Origin of the sequence: Corynebacterium sp. 5QC2CO (assembly GCF_024580435.1) — a bacterium.
GTDB lineage: Bacteria > Actinomycetota > Actinomycetes > Mycobacteriales > Mycobacteriaceae > Corynebacterium > Corynebacterium jeikeium_D.
This window is the reverse complement of record NZ_JANIKI010000010.1, coordinates 38,800-57,019: the sequence shown is the minus strand read 5'-3', so window position 1 is coordinate 57,019 and position 18,220 is coordinate 38,800. Positions and strand designations below refer to the sequence as shown.

Sequence of the window (18,220 nt, the reverse complement as noted above, 5' to 3'; positions counted from 1 at the left end):
CATATTCCCGTTATCCGATGGCAAAGGCAAGAGCGCCTGCAGCCACGGCTGCCAGCATCGGTGCGACAATCGGAACCCATGCGTATGCCCAGTTCGCATCGCCCTTGCCCTTAATCGGGAGCACGAAAGCGTAGGCCAAACGGGGGCCGAGGTCACGAACAGGGTTGATGGCGTATCCGGTCGGGGAACCAAGGGAAAGACCAATCGACACAATGATGAACGAGACACCGAAGTAGGTCAGCGGACCAAGCTCGCCGCCGGCTGGGCCGAACAGGATGAATGCGAGCAGAACGAACGTCGCGATGAACTCGGTGACGGCATTCCAAAAGTTATTTGGGTGAACCGGCGCGGTGAAGAAGTTGCCGCCAGTTTCGGCATTCGCATTGGTTGGGTTGCCGTTTTCGTCGACACCATTGGCGTCGAACAGCTGCTTAAAAGCGGCCCAAGCCAGGATTGCACCTACGAATGCGCCCAACAGCTGACCTGCAACATAGTACGGAACCAGGTCCCATCCCAGGCTGCCCTTGATGGCCAGGGCAACGGTTACCGCAGGGTTCAAGTGCCCACCGGATACGTCGGCAATAGATGCACCAGCGAAAACAGCCATACCCCAGCCGAAGGCAATGCCCAACCAGCCTGCATTTGCAGCGCGGGTTGTCTGGAGGTTGATAGAAGCACAGACTCCGTTACCGAGGAGGATTAGAATGGCGGTTCCGAAAAACTCCCAGAGGAACGCCTGGGATCCTGTGATTGTCTCCATGAGATGTAGAAACTCTCTGTGAGTCGTGACCGGGCGAGGTCACGTTGAATCTTGCAACGTAAATTCTTTGGGTATAAGAAATGCCGGCGAGAACGGATTTTTCGCCGGCACTTTTATTTCGACCCCATCAGTCCCTTGAAGTGCGAAGCCGTTTTCCAAGAAGGAAGCTATTTCGTTGTGGCTACAGCGCTGGTGGCCATTCAAGAACTAACTAGTATGGCCACCTGGGGGGGAGGGTGTGGAAATGAACTAGCGGTCGAGGCTGACGTCGACGTCCGCACGGGTCTCCACTGCGTGAGCAGCAATCTCGTTAGCGGCCTTGTCGGTCAGCTCATGCTCAGCTGCCAGGGTTGCTTCGACACGCTCGATGAAGACCTTGATCTCCTTCTCCATCGTGTCCTTGTCCCAACCCAGAGCCGGGGCAACCAGTTCAGCGGTGGCCCGGGCGCTGTCGACACCGCGGTGTGCGTACTCCATGGAGACACGCAGGCGGCGCTCCAGGATGTCGTCGAGGTGCATTGCGCCTTCGTGGGTCACTGCGTAGAGAACCTCAGCACGCATGTACTGCTCAGCGGCCTCCAGCGGCTCAAGCAGGGACTTATCCTCGGCTGCCGGAGCCAGAACCTCGTAGATAAGGGAGCCGTAGCGGTTGAGCAGGTGCTCGACCTGCTTCTCGGTGATACCGAACTGCTTGGCCAGCGCTGGCTTCTGGTTGTTCAGTGCGTGGTAGCCATCAGCACCGAGTAGCGGGACATCAGCGGTGACGGACTCTGGTACCTTGCGTGGAACATCCTGGACTGCAGCGTCAATGGTGTCGGCGCCGATGACGCGGTAGGTGGTGTACTTACCGCCTGCGACGGAGACCATGCCCGGGGCAACGTGGGCAACAGCGTGGTTGCGGGAGAGGTTAGTGGTGGAGTCGGAGTCGCCTTCCACCAGTGGACGCAGACCCGAGTAGACGCCGACGATGTCGTCGTAAGTAATTGGACGGCGAACCTTGGCGTTGACGTGATCGAGGATGTAGTCGATGTCAGCGCGGGTAGCTGCCGGGTTGGCTAGGTTCATGGTCCAGTCGGTGTCGGTGGTACCGATAATCCAGTATTCACCCCACGGGATAACGAACAGGACGGACTTCTCGGTCACGAAGGTCATTGCCACCGAGCCCTCAAGAGCGGACTTCGGAATAACAATGTGGACACCCTTGGAGGTGTGGACGCGGAACTTGCCCGTGACGCCAGCCAGCTTCTCAATCTCATCGGACCAAATACCGGTGGCATTGACGAAAACGCTGCCGCGGATGGTGGTGGTGGCGCCGGTGTCGGTGTCAAGGAGCTTCGCGCCGACGATGCGCTCGCCTTCCTTCACGAAGTCGACAACCTGAGTGGAGGTGCGGACGTCAGCGCCGAAGTGAGCAGCGGTGCGCAGGACAGTCATGGTGTGACGGGCATCGTCAACAAGGGTGTCGTAGTAGCGAACGCCGCCGACCACGGCATCTTCCTTCAGGCCCGGAGCCTGCTTCAGGGTGCCCTTGCGGGAGTAGTGCTTCTGCATCGGGACCTGCTTGGCGCCACCCATGACGTCGTAAAGGAAGAAGCCCGATGCCATGAACGGGCGCTCCCACACGCGGTGGGTCAGCGGGAAGACGAAGCGCAGTGGCTTAACCAGGTGCGGTGCTAGGTGCGACATGGACAGTTCGCGCTCGCGCAGGGATTCAGCTACCAGGCGGAAGTCCAACATCTGCAGGTAGCGCAGACCGCCGTGGAACATCTTGGAGGAGCGGCTGGAGGTGCCGCCTGCGAAGTCACGAGTTTCAATGACCGCAGTCTTCAAACCACGGGTTGCGGCATCGAGCGCAGCGCCAGCGCCTACAGAGCCGCCGCCGATAATGACGACGTCGTATTGCTCGGTACTGAATTTCTCCCAGGTCTTTTCATGCTGTTCCTTATTTAGAACTGCAGATGGGGCGAGAGATGAAGAGGACGACATTTTCCAATCCTTCCCGGTGGGGGGCGTTGATTTTTCGTCGAAGAGAATTTCTCGGCTCAGGGCTCAGGTTACCAAAAATCGGCTTACTTGTAAGCGGTAACTTACGGTTACGTAGATATAAACAACGGGTCAAAAAGCCAAGAAAGCCTGCCCCAAAATGTTGTCTGGTTTTCCGCAGGTAGATAGGTATGTTAATAGAGATTTACTACTTTTAGAATGAAATCACACCAACAAAGCTCACCCCATAACGGGGGTGGTAAAAATGGCTGCGGGATGAGCAGAAACTCTACGGCAGGTGTGCAGTGCGTGCAAGAGGGGATGTTTGGGGATTTACCTGGTTTTACACTTCGATATTGACCTGTAACGACATATATTCACGGGTCTCAGATACCAGCACATATTGCCCCGCTAAGGGGTGCGAAAGATTGTAGAGTAAAGGCCATGTTCAAGGATCCTGTGTACTTAACGATTATCGGATTGGCGCGCACCGTTTTCTTTGCCCAAGGTTTGAAGTTCACCGTTAAGGGCTGGGAAAACGTGCCGAAAGACTCTGGCGCCGTTCTCGTTACTAACCACACCGGATACATGGACTTCACCTATGTCGGTATTCCATTCCGCAAGCACCGCCGTTTTGTCCGTTTTATGGCGAAGAAGGAAGTCTTCGACCATTCGATCGCAGGACCAATCATGCGTGCTTGTAGGCACATCCCGGTCGACCGCACTGACGGCTCCAAGTCCTTCGAAGAGGCCTGCGAGAAGCTGGAAAACGACGAGTTGGTAGGCATCTTCCCGGAGTCGACTATCTCGCGCAGCTTTGAAGTCAAGAATCTGAAGTCGGGTGCGGTGCGTATGGCGCAGCGCACCGGCAAGCCCATCATCCCAGTGCTGATTGTGGGATCCCAGCGCGTGTGGACGAAGGGGCACCCCAAGCATCTCGGTCGCAGTAATACTCCGATTCATATTACGGTTTTGCCGCCGTGGACCCCGGAGGGCGATCCGGCAGAGGCCACCGAAAAGCTACACGAAATCATGGATCAGGGTGTCCGTCAGCTCTGGGACGAGTACGCAGCTGAAGAAGGTCCCCTGCCGAAGGGCGCCTACTGGGTACCGGCTCGCCTTGGTGGCGGCGCACCGACTTTCGAAGAGGCCCAGGCAGAGGACCTGAAAGTCGAAGAAGAGCGTCAGCGCATCCGTCATTTGCGCGGTGACCTGGCCGCATTCAAGGAAAAGCTAGCCGAGTCGGCACGTGAATTCGGCGATAGCGCGCGTGAGTTCGGCGATCAGACCAGGCAGCAGTTCCTCGATGCCTCGCAAACGATGAGCGCGGAATCTGCACGCCGAAAGGAACAGACGACCGCCTTGTTGGCGCAGTTCCGTCAGTCTGTGGAACAGATGGCTGATGATGTCGTCGCTGGCGCCAAGGAGAGCAAGGAGTCCGTGCGTACTGCCACGGATTCGATGCGCGTGACGTTTCGCGAAGCGTACGTGCAACTAGAGAAGGCCTCCGCCTCCGGTGTCGAACAGACGCAGCAGACCGTTCACCGTCTTATCGGCCAGTCGATGATGATCCGCGACAAGCTTCCACAGCGCTTGAACAGGCTCATCACCGCTCAGCCGGAGACGTTCATCTTCGATTACCCCGCATCGCTTGCCGACGACGCGGGCAATATCAGCGAAGAAACCATGAAGGCCTTGCAGCAGCTCGGCGATGCCGGAGCCACAATCGTTGTCCTGCACGAACCGGGAGATAAGCCGAAGCTATCGGCTTTGGAGTCGGTTGACCTGCAGGTCGTGGAACTTCCGGAGGGCGCCAGCAAACTGGACGTCACAAATGCGGTGGTTAGCACGCTGCGCAAGCAGGCTCGCAAGGAAGAAACCGCGATTCTTTTTGCCGGTCGCTCGAACTTTGAGGAAGCCGCACAGCGTGTCGGCATGCCGGTAGTTACGGCCGATGCGGACTGGTCCCTGCTGAAGAACGCGGATTGGGTAATCGACACTGTCGAGCATGGGGGAGTAGCCGCAACGCTGCAGCTGTTGCACGACCGGTTCTGCAATGACGGTGAAGATGACAACAGTGAGGACGGCAAGTAGTTCGAAGTGACCGAGAGACTACATCCACTACTCGTAGCTTCGGATATTGACGGGACGTTCATCGACTCGCGGGAGCGGGTAACTCCCCGCCTGCGACAGGCCGTCACGCGAATGCTACGCCGCGGAACCCCGTTGGTGCTGGCCACGGGAAGGCCGGCTCGGTGGTTGCAACCAGTGCTCGAGCAGCTGCCGGTTCAGCCGTTGTGCGTGTGTGCCAATGGCGCCGTGATTTACGACTCCGGCCGTGATGAAGTGGTTGCCGCCAACACATTGAAGCCGGAGACGCTGCGATACGTCGTCAAGCATGCGCGCGAAGCGGCGCGATCCATCGGTGGAATCGGCATCGCGGCAGAGCGCGCTGGGACGTCGGCGAATGATGCCATCGATGCGCTTTTTGTGGTGGCGCCGTCCTATGACCATGCGTGGGAATCGGATGAGCACGGTGAGCTTGCCGAAGAGGCCGTGTTGTCAGAACCCGCGACGAAACTCTTGTTGCGAAACTCAGATGTGAACAGTGCCCAGCTATATGAGCTGGTAGCTCCCGCAATTGACGCGAGCTTGGCGCACGTGACCTACTCCATGCCGGACGGGCTGTTGGAGGTGTCCGCGCCGGGCGTGACTAAGCGCGCCGGGTTGGAATACGTGTCTGAACTGGTCGGAGCGACCGCGAAAGACGTGGTCTGCTTCGGTGACATGCCGAACGATATCGAGATGCTGTCGTGGGCGGGCACGGGTGTGGCCATGGGCAATGCGGCTGACAATGTCAAGGAGATTGCAGATGAAATCACCGCCACCAATGATGATGACGGTGTTGCTCGTGTGCTGGAGCGCTGGTTCTAGCTAGCTTTTTCCCCGCGCCAGCTAGCTCACCCAGCGCTCGACAGCGTTTACTTCAGCTCGGTCTTGACTTCGCCGGTGGTGCGGTCGAAGGTGATTGAACCGTTCTGGAACTCAGCGCGCTCGATGTTTCCATCGACCACCTGGGTCTTCGTCGGGGCACCCAGCTTGCCGACCTCGAAGCCCTGGCGGGCCCACTCATCAGCAATCTTGCCCCAGATAGCGTGAGCGCCGGTGGTGTCGGAATCGGTGATTACGCCGTTGGAGAACTTCACGTAGCGCAGGGCATCGGCCTGGCCAGCATTGTTCGCCACGGTAGAACCGCTCTGGATACCGGACATTGCGTAGCCGAGAACAGAGCCCATTTCCTCGGTGACTTGGCGCCATTCGGCGGCCAGGTCGTTCTGCTCATTGATGGTGATGATCTGGTCAATCAGAACCGGCAGGTCAGCAATCGACGGGCCGTTTTCAATCGAGCGTCCAACGGCACCCAGAATCGCATCGGCGGTCTGTCCCAGCCCCGGTGCGCCGAGCATGCCCAGCGCCGAGGCCAGCATCGAACGTGCACCCGAGACTGTCTCCAGAGCCTGTGCCTTCTGCTGCTCGTCGGATGCGCTCGGCGAGGAGGAGTTGCTCTGCTCGCTTGCCGACGGTGCGGAGGAGTCAGCCGTAGCAGTGTCACTGGTGTTCGCGGCGTCGGTTGGCTCCGAGGTATTCGAAGTACCCGAGGTGGTCGAGTCGGAGCTCGACGTTGTCGACGAAGTGGTGCTCGATGCGCTCGAGGACTTCTCGGAGGACGAGGTTGTGGACGTACCCGTGGATGCCGAGGTGGTCGAAGTGGTCGAGGTAGTAGAGCTCGACGTGCTCGATTCGGTCGACTGCGAGTCTGTGTCCTCGGCGGTCTTATCGTCCTTTTCATCCTGCGGAACGAGGAGGTCAATCAAGCCGTCAGGGCCCTCATTATCAATCTTTCCGCTGGTGAGGGTGTTGTACTTCTTCTCGGCAATCGAGCGGATCTTGCTCATCTGGGCGTAGCCAGCATCACCCGGGCAGGTGGTGTTACCAACGTCGCGGTGCGCGAAGATTGTCGGCAGAGTGACCTGCTTGCCGTATCCGTACTTGGAGTAGCTGGTGCCACCCGAAGTCATCTGGATCTGGCCGGTCGGCTTGACGCCGGCGACCTTCAGGCGCCAACCAATCATGTTGCCCACCGAATTCAGTGCAGCCTCACTGGGAGCAACCGAAGAGTAGTTACCCATCATGGAGATGCCGAAAGTACCGGTGTTGAAGCCACCTGCGTGTGCGCCCTGAACATTCTTATCCAGGCCACCGTAGCGGCCCTCGTAGATGTTGCCGTACTTGTCGACAAGAGCGTTGTATCCGATGTCGCACCAACCCAGAGTCTGTGCGTGGTACTGGTAAATGCCGCGGACGATACCAGCGGACTGGCTCTCGGTGTAGTTGTTTGAACCAGCGGTGTGGTGCACGGTGGCACCGACAAGCTTGCTGTCGTAGTCCGCGCCCTTACAACGGTTATTTTCGTTGGCGCCCCAGCCGGCACGGGTAATGACCTTCGGCATGCCCGTGACATTCTTGGCATCCACAATTGGGTCGATGCCGGATGCAGCAGCCTGGCCGTCGATTAGCACTGCGTCGACCTGGTCGATCGGCAGTTCATCGGCGACCGGCTCGATGTCCGTCCACTTCACTGGGAGATTCGGCGAGTCCAGATTTGCAGCGTCGTTAGCGCTCGGAGCAGTCGGGTCATCGAGTGCGTCCCCAGGAGCTGCATCCGGAGTCTGCTGGTAGTCGGAAGCGGCATCCTCCACGGCCTTCTTCGCGCCCTCGGCATTAATCTCGTCGAGGTTGAGCTTGGACAAATCCAGCTTCTCAGCGCCCTTGATGTCCTTCAGATCCACGCCGGAACCCGGACCGAAGATGTTAAGTCCGTGGGTGGAAACCTGAACGCGCTTGGTTGGCTCGATGTAGATGAGCTCCGTTCCGTTCAGGCCGTTGCCATTGCCTTCAGCGGGGTAGTCCGGGTCAACGCTGAACCAGTCGGACCAGGAGCCGTCTGCTCGCTCGGCGCGGACGAAGCTGGCGATATCAGGGTCACCGGCCCACGTCAGCGCAAACTGGGAAAACTCAGTATCGGAGGTAATTTCCTTGACGACACCACGGTTGGGATGAGCCTCATCGGCAAGCGACTGCGTTGCGATTGCTGCATCTTCGACGAGAACGGAGACGCTGTCTGCAAGCGACTTGCTCTGGACAACCGGGTCGATGGGGCCGGCGCCGTTTTCCTCGATGAGGTCATAAGCGGCGCCTGCGCCGACAACGGCAACGGGTGTCAGGGCAAGGGTCGCCACGGCAGCGAGTACCAAGGATTGCTTGGCACCTGCGCGGCGATTGATGCGGCGGCGACTAAACACGGTAATAACTCCTGGGTGATTACGAAGATCTGGTGTTACACCACAAACGTGATGTGGTTATGCCTGGATTGGATGAGCGGGGGACTTAGTTCTGAGGTGCGAACCAGGCCTGCGTAGCTTCGGCAGGGTTGGTTGGCAGGGATTCAGTTAGAAACTCACCAACAACCTCGCCTGGCGTGGGCGTTTCCACGTTTCCGAGGGAACCGCCGTTGTCGCCCGACTCGCCGGTGCCCGGAATCGGCGGAATGCTGGCGGCCTCTCCGTCCTGGTTGTTCGGATCCGTCGAGCGGCCGGCAATATCCGCTCCACCGGCACCATCAAACTTGGCTTTGGCTGCAGCGCGGATGGCATCCATCTGCTGGTAGCCGAAGGTGCCCGGGCAGGAGGTGTAGCCGGTGTCGCGGTGACCGAAGATGGCCGGGAGGTTCACGGCCTGGCCGGAGCTGTAGCGTGCCTTCGAGTAGCCGGCGCTGGTCAGCGCAGCGGTGGACATCGGATCGACGCCACCGACCTTCATGCGCCAGCCGACCATCTCGCCGAGTGCAGTCACAGCCGCATCCGGAATCTCCAGCTGATCGTGGTTGCCCATCACCGAGATGCCGAAGGTGCCGTTGTTGAAGCCACCTGCGTGTGCGCCCTCGATGTTCTTGTCCAGGCCACCGTAGCGGCCCTCGTAGATGTTGCCGTACTTATCGACCAGCGCGTTGTAGCCAATATCGCCCCATCCCAGCGTCTGTGCGTGGTAGGCATAAATGCCACGGACAATGGCTGGTCCCTGGGACTCTGAGTAGTTATTGGAACCCGCGGTGTGGTGGATGCACGTGCCCTTGAAAGTGCTGTAGGAGCTCGAACCGCTGCGGATGGACTCATCTGCGCCCCACGCTGCACGGCTGATTACATTTGGCGCACCGGCAATCGACGACTCGTACGCAACTGGCTGAATAACCTCGCCGGCCTGCTCTACGCCGTCGATGAAAACTGCCTGGACGGCGTTGAGGGACAACGCGGCCGTAGCGCTGACGAGGTCCTGCAGGGAATCGCCGATAGTGGCGGGGTCAAGGTTGTCGATACCAATGATGTTGCGGGGATCCAGGCCCTCGAGGAGGTTCAGGCCGACAGTCGACACCTGCACGCGACGGGTGGGCTCAACGAACAGCAGCTCGGTGCCGGACTGCCCGGAGTTATTCATCGGACCGTGTGAATCAGCGTGGAACCACGGGCCAAAGCTGCCGTCTTCGCGCTCGGCGCGAACGTAGAGCTGCAGATTGTCATCGCCCGGCCAGGTCAGGGCGAACTGGGAGAACGGTTCGTCGCGGGTGATGTCCTTCACGAATCCGCGAAGCGGGTGCAGGGCATCGGTAATGGCATGCGTGCCGACGGCTGCGTCGTCAATCATCATCGTGACAGCGTCAACCAGCGGCGATGTCGAGATCTTGGCTGCGATGGAGCCTACGCCTGGGCTTTCAACCAGGGTAGGGGCCTGGCGAATACCCCATGTTGCTAGTGGAGCTGCGGCAGTAGTAGCTGCCAGTCCATAGAGGAAGGTGCGACGGCCCATCGACGGGGCATTGATGCGACGGCGAGTTGGCACGGTAAAAGCTCCAAAAAAATGGGGTACAGGGTTATCGACCCGAGGTCTACCCGGGGCCGAAGGGAAGGAAAGTTGCAAAGCAACAGAAAATTCTGAGGAGGATGTTACCAGTGTGACTAAAAAAATCTAGTGAGACATCTGTGTTTCCCCGTTAATTTTGGGAAAATTATCGAATAATGTGACCAAACGAACGTTGGGCCGGGCTCACGTGGACGTCGTAAAGCCCGCGTGTACACCCGCAAACCGGATGGAAATGCAATAGGTTTTAAGGCGTGAGTAGCGAAAAGAACACCACTGCCAATGAATTTGCTCCGAAGTCCCTACAGGACATCAAGGACAACACCTACGACCTCATCGTGGTCGGCTCGGGTTTCTTCGGTTTGACCGTTGCTGAGCGGACCGCCAACGAGCTGGGTAAGCGCGTGCTCGTTGTCGAACGCCGCAACCACATCGGCGGCAACGCCTACTCGGAGGCAGAGCCGGAGACTGGCATCGAGGTGCACAAGTACGGTGCGCACCTGTTCCATACCTCTAATAAGAGGGTGTGGGACTACGTCAACCAGTTCACTGACTTCACCGACTACCAGCACCGCGTGTTCGCTATGTACAAGGGCACCGCGTACCAGTTCCCGATGGGGCTGGGGCTGATCAACCAGTTCTTCGGCAAGTACTACAGCCCGGACGAAGCTCGCCAGCTGATTAAGGACCAGACTGATGGCCTGGATCCGCGTGACGCGAAGAACCTTGAGGAAAAGGCCATCTCCCTGATTGGTCGCCCGCTGTACGAGGCCTTTGTCAAGCACTACACCGCCAAGCAGTGGCAGACCGACCCGAAGAACCTGCCGGCTGGCAACATCACCCGCCTGCCCGTTCGCTACACCTTTAATAACCGCTACTTCAACGACACCTACGAAGGCCTGCCTGTCGACGGCTACACCGCCTGGCTGGAAAACATGGTGACCTCCGACAAGATTGACGTCGTTGTCGACGCCGACTGGTTCGAGGTACGTGACGAACTGCGCGCTGTCTCCCCGGACGCCCCGGTCGTCTACACCGGCCCGCTGGACCGCTACTTCGACTACGCAGAGGGCAAGCTGGGTTGGCGCACGCTGGACTTCGAGATGGAGGTTGTCAACACCGGCGACTTCCAGGGCACTCCAGTGATGAACTACAACGACGCGGATGTGCCGTACACCCGTATCCACGAGTTCCGCCACTTCCACCCGGAGCGCGATTACGTCAAGGACAAGACGGTAATTGTTAAGGAATACTCCCGCTTCGCCGACGATGGCGACGAGGTGTACTACCCGATCAACACTCCGGAAGACCGCGAGATGCTGGAGGCCTACCGCAAGCTCGCCGCAGCAGAAGCGCAGGAGAATAAGGTTCTCTTCGGTGGTCGTCTGGGCACCTACCAGTACCTGGACATGCACATGGCCATCGGCTCCGCACTGTCGATGTTCGACAACAAGATTGCGCCGTTCTTCAACGACGGCGAAGCAATCGAGCAGGAGCGCGGGCACTAGTTTTGCGGTCACGAGTTCGGTGTGCTTTTGAAAACAACAGTGAATGCGGGTAAGTTTGTCGAAGACTTACTGTTTCTTAAGGTAATTCCCTGAAGAGGAAACACGCCTGATAGCTCCCACCGGCCGTGGGGAATCGCACATTGTGAGGAGAATGCACACGTGAAAATCACCTCTACTTTCCGTGGTTGGCGCCGAAAGGTTGCAGCCGTTGCGTCCGCAGTAGCTGTGGCTGCGTCTGCATTGACCATGGCGCCGGCAGCGAGCGCGGCAGGTGACCGAGGCTCGCTGCGCCCGGGTTGTGAATGGGATTCGTACCAGTACTTCACTCAGAAGTGCCAGGTCTATTCGCCGGCCATGGATCGTAATATTCCGGTCCAGATTGTGGCCTCTGCCAATGGTGGTAACAAGGCTCTCTACCTGCTAGATGGCCTGCGTAGCCCGGCTGATGCCTCTGACTGGGTGGAGCACGGTAACGCCCCACGTACTTTTGAGGGATCCAACGTCAACCTGGTTATTCCAGGTGGTGGCGGCGGTAGCTTCTACACCGACTGGAAGCGTCCGTCGGTTAGTGTGCACGGTCCGTTTGTAAACATGTGGGAGACCTTCTTAACCCAGGAACTGCCGGTTTACCTTGAGCGTGAGTTCGGCATTTCTCGCACTGGTAACTCCATTGCAGGTCTGTCCATGGGTGCATCTGCTGCACTGTCGCTGGCATACAACCACCGAGACCAGTTCGGTCAGGCTCTTGCCTTCTCCGGTTACCTGCACACCACTGCGCCGGGTATGACCACTGCAATTGAGGCTGCTCAGCTGTCGGCTGGCTACAGCTCCTTCGACATGTGGGGTGCGCCTATGTCAGCGGAGCGTGTCCGCAATGATCCGTACCTGAACGTCGAGAAGATGAAGGGGCTGGATCTGGTAATTACCTCGGCAAATGGTGTTCCGGATGAGGTTCGCGACCCGAAGAACCTCTACCGGGTCGTCCCGAAGGCCGGCGGCGTTGCGCTGGAGTCGCTGTCCCGCTTGTCCACCCGCGAGTTTGAGTTGCGTGCTCGTACCTCCGGTCTGGATGCGACGTTTGAATACGAGCAGACCGGTATCCACGATTGGCCGACCTGGGATCGTAACCTCCAGAACTCCAAGGCCCGCATCGAAGGTTTCCTCGGAGCTTAAAACTAGAGCCTGAACGAAAAAGCCCCTATGCGCAGCAGATAGTCCGCAGCGCGTAGGGGCTTTCACATTCTGGGCTGTCGCTAGCGTGGCAACAAGAGGCAATCCGCCACGGGCACTAGGATGCTATGAGATAGAAACGTCGGTAACTTATCGGCGGCGACACCCCCGGTAGACCTTTCGGAAAGTGGTTGATACGTCTCATGGCATCACAGCCTGAACAAAAGCGGACACATACCCCGACAACGTCGTCAAGCCTTGCCGTTGAACGCCTGCAGCGGATTTTGCTGCCAAAGTTGGGTGAGCCCCGTGATGTCCGCTCGCTCTACTTGGTTGAGCCGGAGACTAATGCCGGTCGTGTGCAAGCGCATTCGCGCACGTCAGCCACTATTCCGGCGGGTGATGAAGTTAGTTTTGAAACCTACTTCAATGCTTTTCCGGCCAGCTACTGGCGCCGGTGGACGAATCTGGACAATGTTGTCCTGCGCCTGGAACTGTCCGGTACTGCGCGCGTGGACATTTACCGTTCGAAGATTGACGGTGCACGCATCGCCGTGACCGGCGAAGTTGTCGGTGACCTGGGTGCGGCGGCCGAAGGTGCAGAAGCCAAGGTGGACGGCAAGGATGTGCACGTCTGCGAAATCCCAGTACCGCTGACGCAATTTGAAGACGGCGGCTGGATTTGGTTCGACCTCACCTGTGAGACGGACGTGGTAATCCACTCCGCAGGTTGGTACTCCGACATCGAGGCGCCGAGCCAGACGTACCCGGACGGCACGGAGCATCCGGCGCCGGAGGGGCGCGTCACTATCGGTATCCCGACGTTCAATCGCCCGACCGACGCAGTTGCTGCCCTTGAGGCGCTGTCCTCGGATCCTGAGGTCGATGCCATCATCGATGCTGTCTTGATGCCTGACCAGGGCACCAAGCACCCGGCAGATGAGCCGGGCTTCGATGCTGTCGCCGAGCACTTTGGTGACCGCCTGCGTATTTTCCCGCAGGGAAATCTCGGTGGTTCTGGCGGGTACTCCCGCATTATGTACGAGGCCCTGGGTGGGCCGGATTCGGATTCGAAGCGTGCGACCGATAGCCCGTTCATCCTCTACATGGATGACGACATCGCCATCGAACCGGATTCCATTCTGCGCGCGGTCGCTGTCGGCCGGTTCGCGAAGTCCCCGATGCTGGTCGGCGGTCAGATGCTGAACTTGCAGGAGCGCAGCCACTTGCACTCGATGGGTGAAGTCATCGGCCGCCATGACTTCATGTGGACTTCCGCTCCGCACGTCCACTATGACCACGACTTTTATTCGCACCCCCTGCGCGATCGCGGGGAGCACGGCACCAACGCCACCGGTGAGGTTGTTGATTCGAAGGATCTTCACCGCCGCATTGATGTCGAGTTCAACGGCTGGTGGATGTGCCTGATTCCGCGCGTCGCTGCTGAGACGATCGGTCAGCCGCTGCCACTGTTTATTAAGTGGGACGATGCCGAATACGGTTTGCGCGCAGGTAAGGCAGGCTTTCCGACGGCTACGTGGCCGGGCGTCGCAATTTGGCATATGGCCTGGTCGGACAAGGACGACGCCATTGACTGGCAGGCGTACTTCCACCTGCGTAACCGCTTGATTGTCGCTGCTCTCCAGCACGAGGGCGATGCTGCCGGTATCGTGCGTTCCATGCGCAAGGCCACTTTCAAGCACCTCCTGTGCCTGGAGTACTCCACGGTTGCCATCCAGAACGAAGCCATGAAGGACTTCCTGGCAGGTCCGGAGCACCTGTTCGACATTCTCGAATCTTCGCTGCCGCGCATCAATGCCCTGCGCAAGAGCTTCCCCGACGCGGTTGTGCTGCCGAGCGCAGGTGATCTGCCAAAGCCCTCCGGTATTCCGGGGATTCCGACAAAGGATGTCGGTGGTCGCCTGGGCAAGCTGAAGAAGGTCGGTTGGCTGGCCAAGGGCTTGCTTCACAGCGTGCGCCCGGAAAACTCCGAGCACCATGCGGTGCCGCAGGCAAATCTGGCGCCGCTGGAGGCTCGTTGGTTCTCCCTGTCGCGTCTGGATGGCGCAACGGTCACCACCGCTGACGGCCGTGGCGTGGTGTATCGCCAGCGTGACCGCGACAAGGCCAAGGCTCTGCTGGAAGAATCCTGGGAGCTGCAAAAGCAGGTTGAGGAGCGGTTCGAGCAAATGCAGGCACGCTACCGCGCAGCCTATGACGATCTGACCAGTAGGAAGGCCTGGGCGAATGTCTTCGAAAATTAAAGGCGATCCGTTCGGCGAGTCCGACGTTCTCGTTAATATTCAGCACACGCTTAACGACGTCCCGGGTGTGCTGCCCACCGCGCGTGCCATGAGCTATTTCGGTGAGCACGCCCTTGGGTGGATGGGGCTCGCTGCCCTCGGGGCGGCGGTGGATAAAGAGCGACGCATTGGCTGGGCAAAGGTCGGTGTGGCCGCCTTTACCTCGCATGCGGCATCGGTGGTGCTTAAGCGCATTGTCCGTCGCCCGCGTCCGCATGACCGTCGTATAGCAATCGGCGTTGGTACGCCGAGCAAGCTGAGTTTCCCGTCCTCGCACGCGACGTCGACGACGGCGGCACTGGTGGGGATTGCAAAGTTGGGTTACCCGGCAGCACCGGCCGTGGGGGTGCCGGCGATTATGCTCTCCCGCCTGGTGCTGGGAGTGCATTACCCAACCGATGTTGCTCTCGGAGCAGCGCTGGGTACAGCCACTGCTCTTGCGGTGGACAAGATAGGTGATAAGGTCATCGAGCCGAAAAAGGCGCAGCATAACCAGGGTGGACAGCCCTCCATTGCGGAAAGGAATGCACAGTGACACAGGCGGAGAACGACAACTTGGCCAATGTGTCGGCCAACCAGCGGCAAGCTTCTCAATCAAGGATTGGGTCCGAGCCGCACACTTCCGGTATCGATGAGCCTGCGCACCCGCAGGGGCATCCGCCGAAGAATCTGCTGGACGGCATGATCAAGGCGCTTCGCCCGAAGCAGTGGGTGAAGAATGTCCTGGTCATTGCGGCTCCACTGGCAGCCGGCAACGAGATTATGGACTCGGGACGTTCGATTGGTACGCTGACCGTCGACATCCTGGTGGCGTTTGTGGCCTTCTGTTTGGCGGCATCGTCGATTTACCTGATTAATGATGCCCGCGATGTCGAAGCTGACAGGGCGCACCCAACCAAGCGCTTCCGCCCAATTGCCGCTGGCGTACTGCCGGTTAGCATGGCGTACATTATGGCGGTCGCACTGATTATTGGTTCGATTGCGGTGTCCTGGTTTGCCTCTGAGGGGCCGGGGCTAGCAATTGTTGTGGCTGTATACATTGCACTGCAGCTCGGTTACTGCTTTGGCCTGAAGCACCAGCCGGTGATTGATATTGCGCTGGTGTCCTCGGGTTTCATGCTGCGCGCAATGGCCGGCGGTGTTGCAGCCAACATCAACCTGTCCCAGTGGTTCTTGCTGGTTGCCGCCTTTGGTTCGCTGTTCATGGCAGCCGGTAAGCGTTACGCTGAGCTGCTGTTGGCGGAGCGCACGGGTAAGAAGATTCGTAAGTCGTTGCAGGGTTACACCGCGACTTACCTGCGCTTTGTGTGGACCCTCGCTGCGACCGCCGTGGTGCTGAGCTACGCGCTGTGGGGCTTTGAGATGGGCCGCGCGCCGGGCACTTCGTCGACTTCGGCTATTTGGTACGAGATCTCGATGGTTCCATTCACTGTGGCCATCCTGCGCTTCGCAGCTGACGTTGACCGTGGTGATGCGGGAAGCCCGGATGAGATTGCGCTCAAGGACCGACCGCTGCAGGCACTGGCCGTCCTGTGGCTGCTGTCCATTGCTATCGCTGTCTACGCTGTTCCGACTCTGGGGTAGTTCCCTGTTCTTTTCCCTTTAAGCGAACTGCGATTTCCGTCGGTTTTTCGTCGGTTTCGATTGGTAGCTGAAAGCCCATGCACCGAGGGGTGCATGGGCTTTTTTGTGCCTAGCTAATACTTATGTTGTGTTTGGGGTTCTTGTAGGCGTGTTTTAGGTTTCTCAGTCAGTCCTACGGATTAGTCGGGGGCGGAATTACAATTTTGTAATTCCTCGCTGGTAAACAGAGTTTCTCCTTGTGGCGAATAGTTTTGAGGGGAAATGTGAGAAATATTACGGAATGATTACGATTTAAACTTGGATGTAGGGAAACGATTGAGTATCGTTACATACTCGAGATTCTTTTGTGGAGTCTCCAGTTGTCGCGTCACAACTGGAAGCAGAAAGCGAAAGCTCGCGTAAGCGACTGCCTCCGAAAAGTCTGGCGCGGAGGTAAGTCCGAAAGTAAAGAGGAGAACGATGAGCTTTACTGCAGTGAGTCGTAACTTCACAGTGAAGGTCGTAGCTGCCCTCGTAGCGGTTGCGATGGTCTTTGGCGGCATCATGCTCGCATCCGCGAAGGATGCAAGTGCTGATCCAAACCGTGATCGACTGCGTCCAGGCTGTGAGTGGGATCCATACAACTGGTGGGTTCAGTACTGCCAGGTTTTCTCGCGGGCTATGAACCGCAATATTCCGGTTCAGATTAAGGCGGCTACTGGTGGCGGCGATGCGTCCCTGTACATGCTCGACGGTCTGTGGGGCTTCAATAGGGGTGCGTCCGGTTGGATTTGGTCGGGCCACATTGCTCAGACCTTCGCCAATGACAACATCACTCTGGTTGCGCCGGCTGCTGGCGATGGCTCCTTCTACACCGACTGGAATACCCCGGCTGTGACTTCCGAAGGAGTCAAGATTCAGAAGTGGGAGACCTTCCTGACTCAGGAGCTGCCGGTCTACCTGCAGGATCAGTTTGGTGTCAACCCGAACCGCAACGCAATCGCTGGTTTGTCCATGGGTGCGGCTGCGGCGGTTTCTTTGGCAGCCCGCCACCGTGACCAGTTCAAGCAGGTTACTTCGCTGTCTGGTTACTACCAGATGTCCAACGAGGTAGTTGCTACGGGTACCACTGCAATGGTGGCTAGCACTGGTGTAGTGAATCCGACTGGCATGTGGGGTCTTCCGGTTCCGGCTTCGGCGGAACGCCAGGCCCATGACCCTTCGATGCTGCTCGACCAGCTCCAGGGACTGCCGATGTATGTTTCCTCCGCTCAGGGTGTTCAGAGCCTGTGGAGTGACCCGGAGGTCTTGAATCGTCCGGCACCGCAGCTCCCTGACACTGTCTGGCGTGCCGTGATGGAGTCCGTCTCCCGCGCTTCGACGCAGCGCTTTGAGCAGGATGCTCGCGCTGCCGGCCTCAATGCGCAGTTTGTCTACAGCCCGAACGGTATCCACTCGTGGGAGCTGTGGGGCCGCGATGCCGCGCTTGCTCGCCCGCACATTCTTCGGGCGCTGGGGCTTTAAGCCGGTAATCTTTCAGGGCGCCCTGGCGCGCTGGTGTGCTGGCCTAGCTCTGGTGCTGGATAACTGCTTGAAGGGGCTAGCTTCTTAAGAAGTCTCAATTTTGAAAAAGACCAATCCTTTTGTTGGGGTTGGTCTTTTTTCTGTGTCGAGTCCGGGTTTGGATGCTGAGCGGAAGGTGTGGGTAACGGCTTAGAGAGGGGCGCAAAGAGTTGCGCTGTCGAGGCTTGAATTCAGTTCCTTTTGCGTGTGTCTCCACGGTTTTTACCCGTAAGAGGGTAAACATGAGAGTCGAACCTTAAAGTAAAGGGTGAAGCTATTCAGGTAGCTATACCGTTTGTTTCGCAGAACGTGTGTGAGATTCTTCTTGCAGCGGCATGCCGGAGGAGGGGAACCTTCGGATACGTTGCTGGTCACCACGTAATTCTGCGAAGCCGAAC

General features: G+C 58.5%; 12 protein-coding genes. 8 read left to right on the top strand and 4 right to left on the bottom strand.

The genetic code is table 11. The features are described from left to right. Positions 1–10: 10 nt before the first annotated feature. Complete coding sequence (locus NQ014_RS08680) at positions 11–760, bottom strand: MIP/aquaporin family protein (protein ID WP_257074849.1); 750 nt, start codon at positions 758–760, stop codon at positions 11–13. Positions 761–1,009: 249 nt separating this feature from the next. Further along, positions 1,010–2,746 (bottom strand): glycerol-3-phosphate dehydrogenase/oxidase, encoded by a 1,737-nt coding sequence (locus NQ014_RS08675; protein WP_257074848.1) that lies wholly within the window; start codon positions 2,744–2,746, stop codon positions 1,010–1,012. Positions 2,747–3,187: 441 nt separating this feature from the next. On the opposite strand from NQ014_RS08675, the gene NQ014_RS08670 reads away from it, so the two are divergent. Further along, positions 3,188–4,837: a 1-acyl-sn-glycerol-3-phosphate acyltransferase gene (locus NQ014_RS08670; protein ID WP_257074847.1), complete on the top strand. Its 1,650-nt coding sequence runs from the start codon at positions 3,188–3,190 to the stop codon at positions 4,835–4,837. A gap of 6 nt (positions 4,838–4,843) precedes the next feature. Further along, on the top strand, positions 4,844–5,677 hold the full coding sequence (locus NQ014_RS08665; protein ID WP_257074846.1) for an HAD family hydrolase: 834 nt from the start codon (positions 4,844–4,846) through the stop codon (positions 5,675–5,677). A gap of 47 nt (positions 5,678–5,724) precedes the next feature. Here the strand turns inward: NQ014_RS08665 and NQ014_RS08660 are convergent, their stop codons facing one another. Next, positions 5,725–8,106 (bottom strand): N-acetylmuramoyl-L-alanine amidase, encoded by a 2,382-nt coding sequence (locus NQ014_RS08660; protein ID WP_257074844.1) that lies wholly within the window; start codon positions 8,104–8,106, stop codon positions 5,725–5,727. 85 nt (positions 8,107–8,191) lie between these two features. After that, positions 8,192–9,697: an N-acetylmuramoyl-L-alanine amidase gene (locus tag NQ014_RS08655; protein WP_257074842.1), complete on the bottom strand. Its 1,506-nt coding sequence runs from the start codon at positions 9,695–9,697 to the stop codon at positions 8,192–8,194. Positions 9,698–10,026: 329 nt separating this feature from the next. Between NQ014_RS08655 and glf the strand changes: the two genes are divergently transcribed. The 6 genes from glf to NQ014_RS08625 all read left to right on the top strand — a co-directional run bounded on the left by glf (position 10,027) and on the right by NQ014_RS08625 (position 17,783). Further along, complete coding sequence (gene glf / locus NQ014_RS08650) at positions 10,027–11,223, top strand: UDP-galactopyranose mutase (protein ID WP_070429935.1); 1,197 nt, start codon at positions 10,027–10,029, stop codon at positions 11,221–11,223. Positions 11,224–11,382: 159 nt separating this feature from the next. After that, positions 11,383–12,396 carry an alpha/beta hydrolase family protein gene (locus tag NQ014_RS08645; RefSeq protein ID WP_049171829.1) on the top strand — a complete coding sequence of 338 codons (1,014 nt, stop codon included), beginning with the start codon at positions 11,383–11,385 and terminating at the stop codon, positions 12,394–12,396. Between the two features lie 200 nt (positions 12,397–12,596). Then, the gene (locus tag NQ014_RS08640) at positions 12,597–14,657 is read left to right on the top strand and encodes a glycosyltransferase (protein WP_257074837.1); all 2,061 of its coding nucleotides are present in this window, start codon (positions 12,597–12,599) and stop codon (positions 14,655–14,657) included. Next, positions 14,641–15,231: a phosphatase PAP2 family protein gene (locus tag NQ014_RS08635; RefSeq protein WP_049171825.1), complete on the top strand. Its 591-nt coding sequence runs from the start codon at positions 14,641–14,643 to the stop codon at positions 15,229–15,231. Before NQ014_RS08640 ends, NQ014_RS08635 begins: the two co-directional genes overlap by 17 nt. A gap of 29 nt (positions 15,232–15,260) precedes the next feature. Further along, a complete protein-coding gene (locus tag NQ014_RS08630) occupies positions 15,261–16,280 on the top strand; it encodes a decaprenyl-phosphate phosphoribosyltransferase (RefSeq protein ID WP_049193199.1) in 1,020 nt (339 codons plus the stop codon). Positions 16,281–16,739: 459 nt separating this feature from the next. Further along, a complete protein-coding gene (locus NQ014_RS08625; RefSeq protein ID WP_257074836.1) occupies positions 16,740–17,783 on the top strand; it encodes an alpha/beta hydrolase family protein in 1,044 nt (347 codons plus the stop codon). The last annotated feature ends 437 nt before the right edge of the window (positions 17,784–18,220 follow it).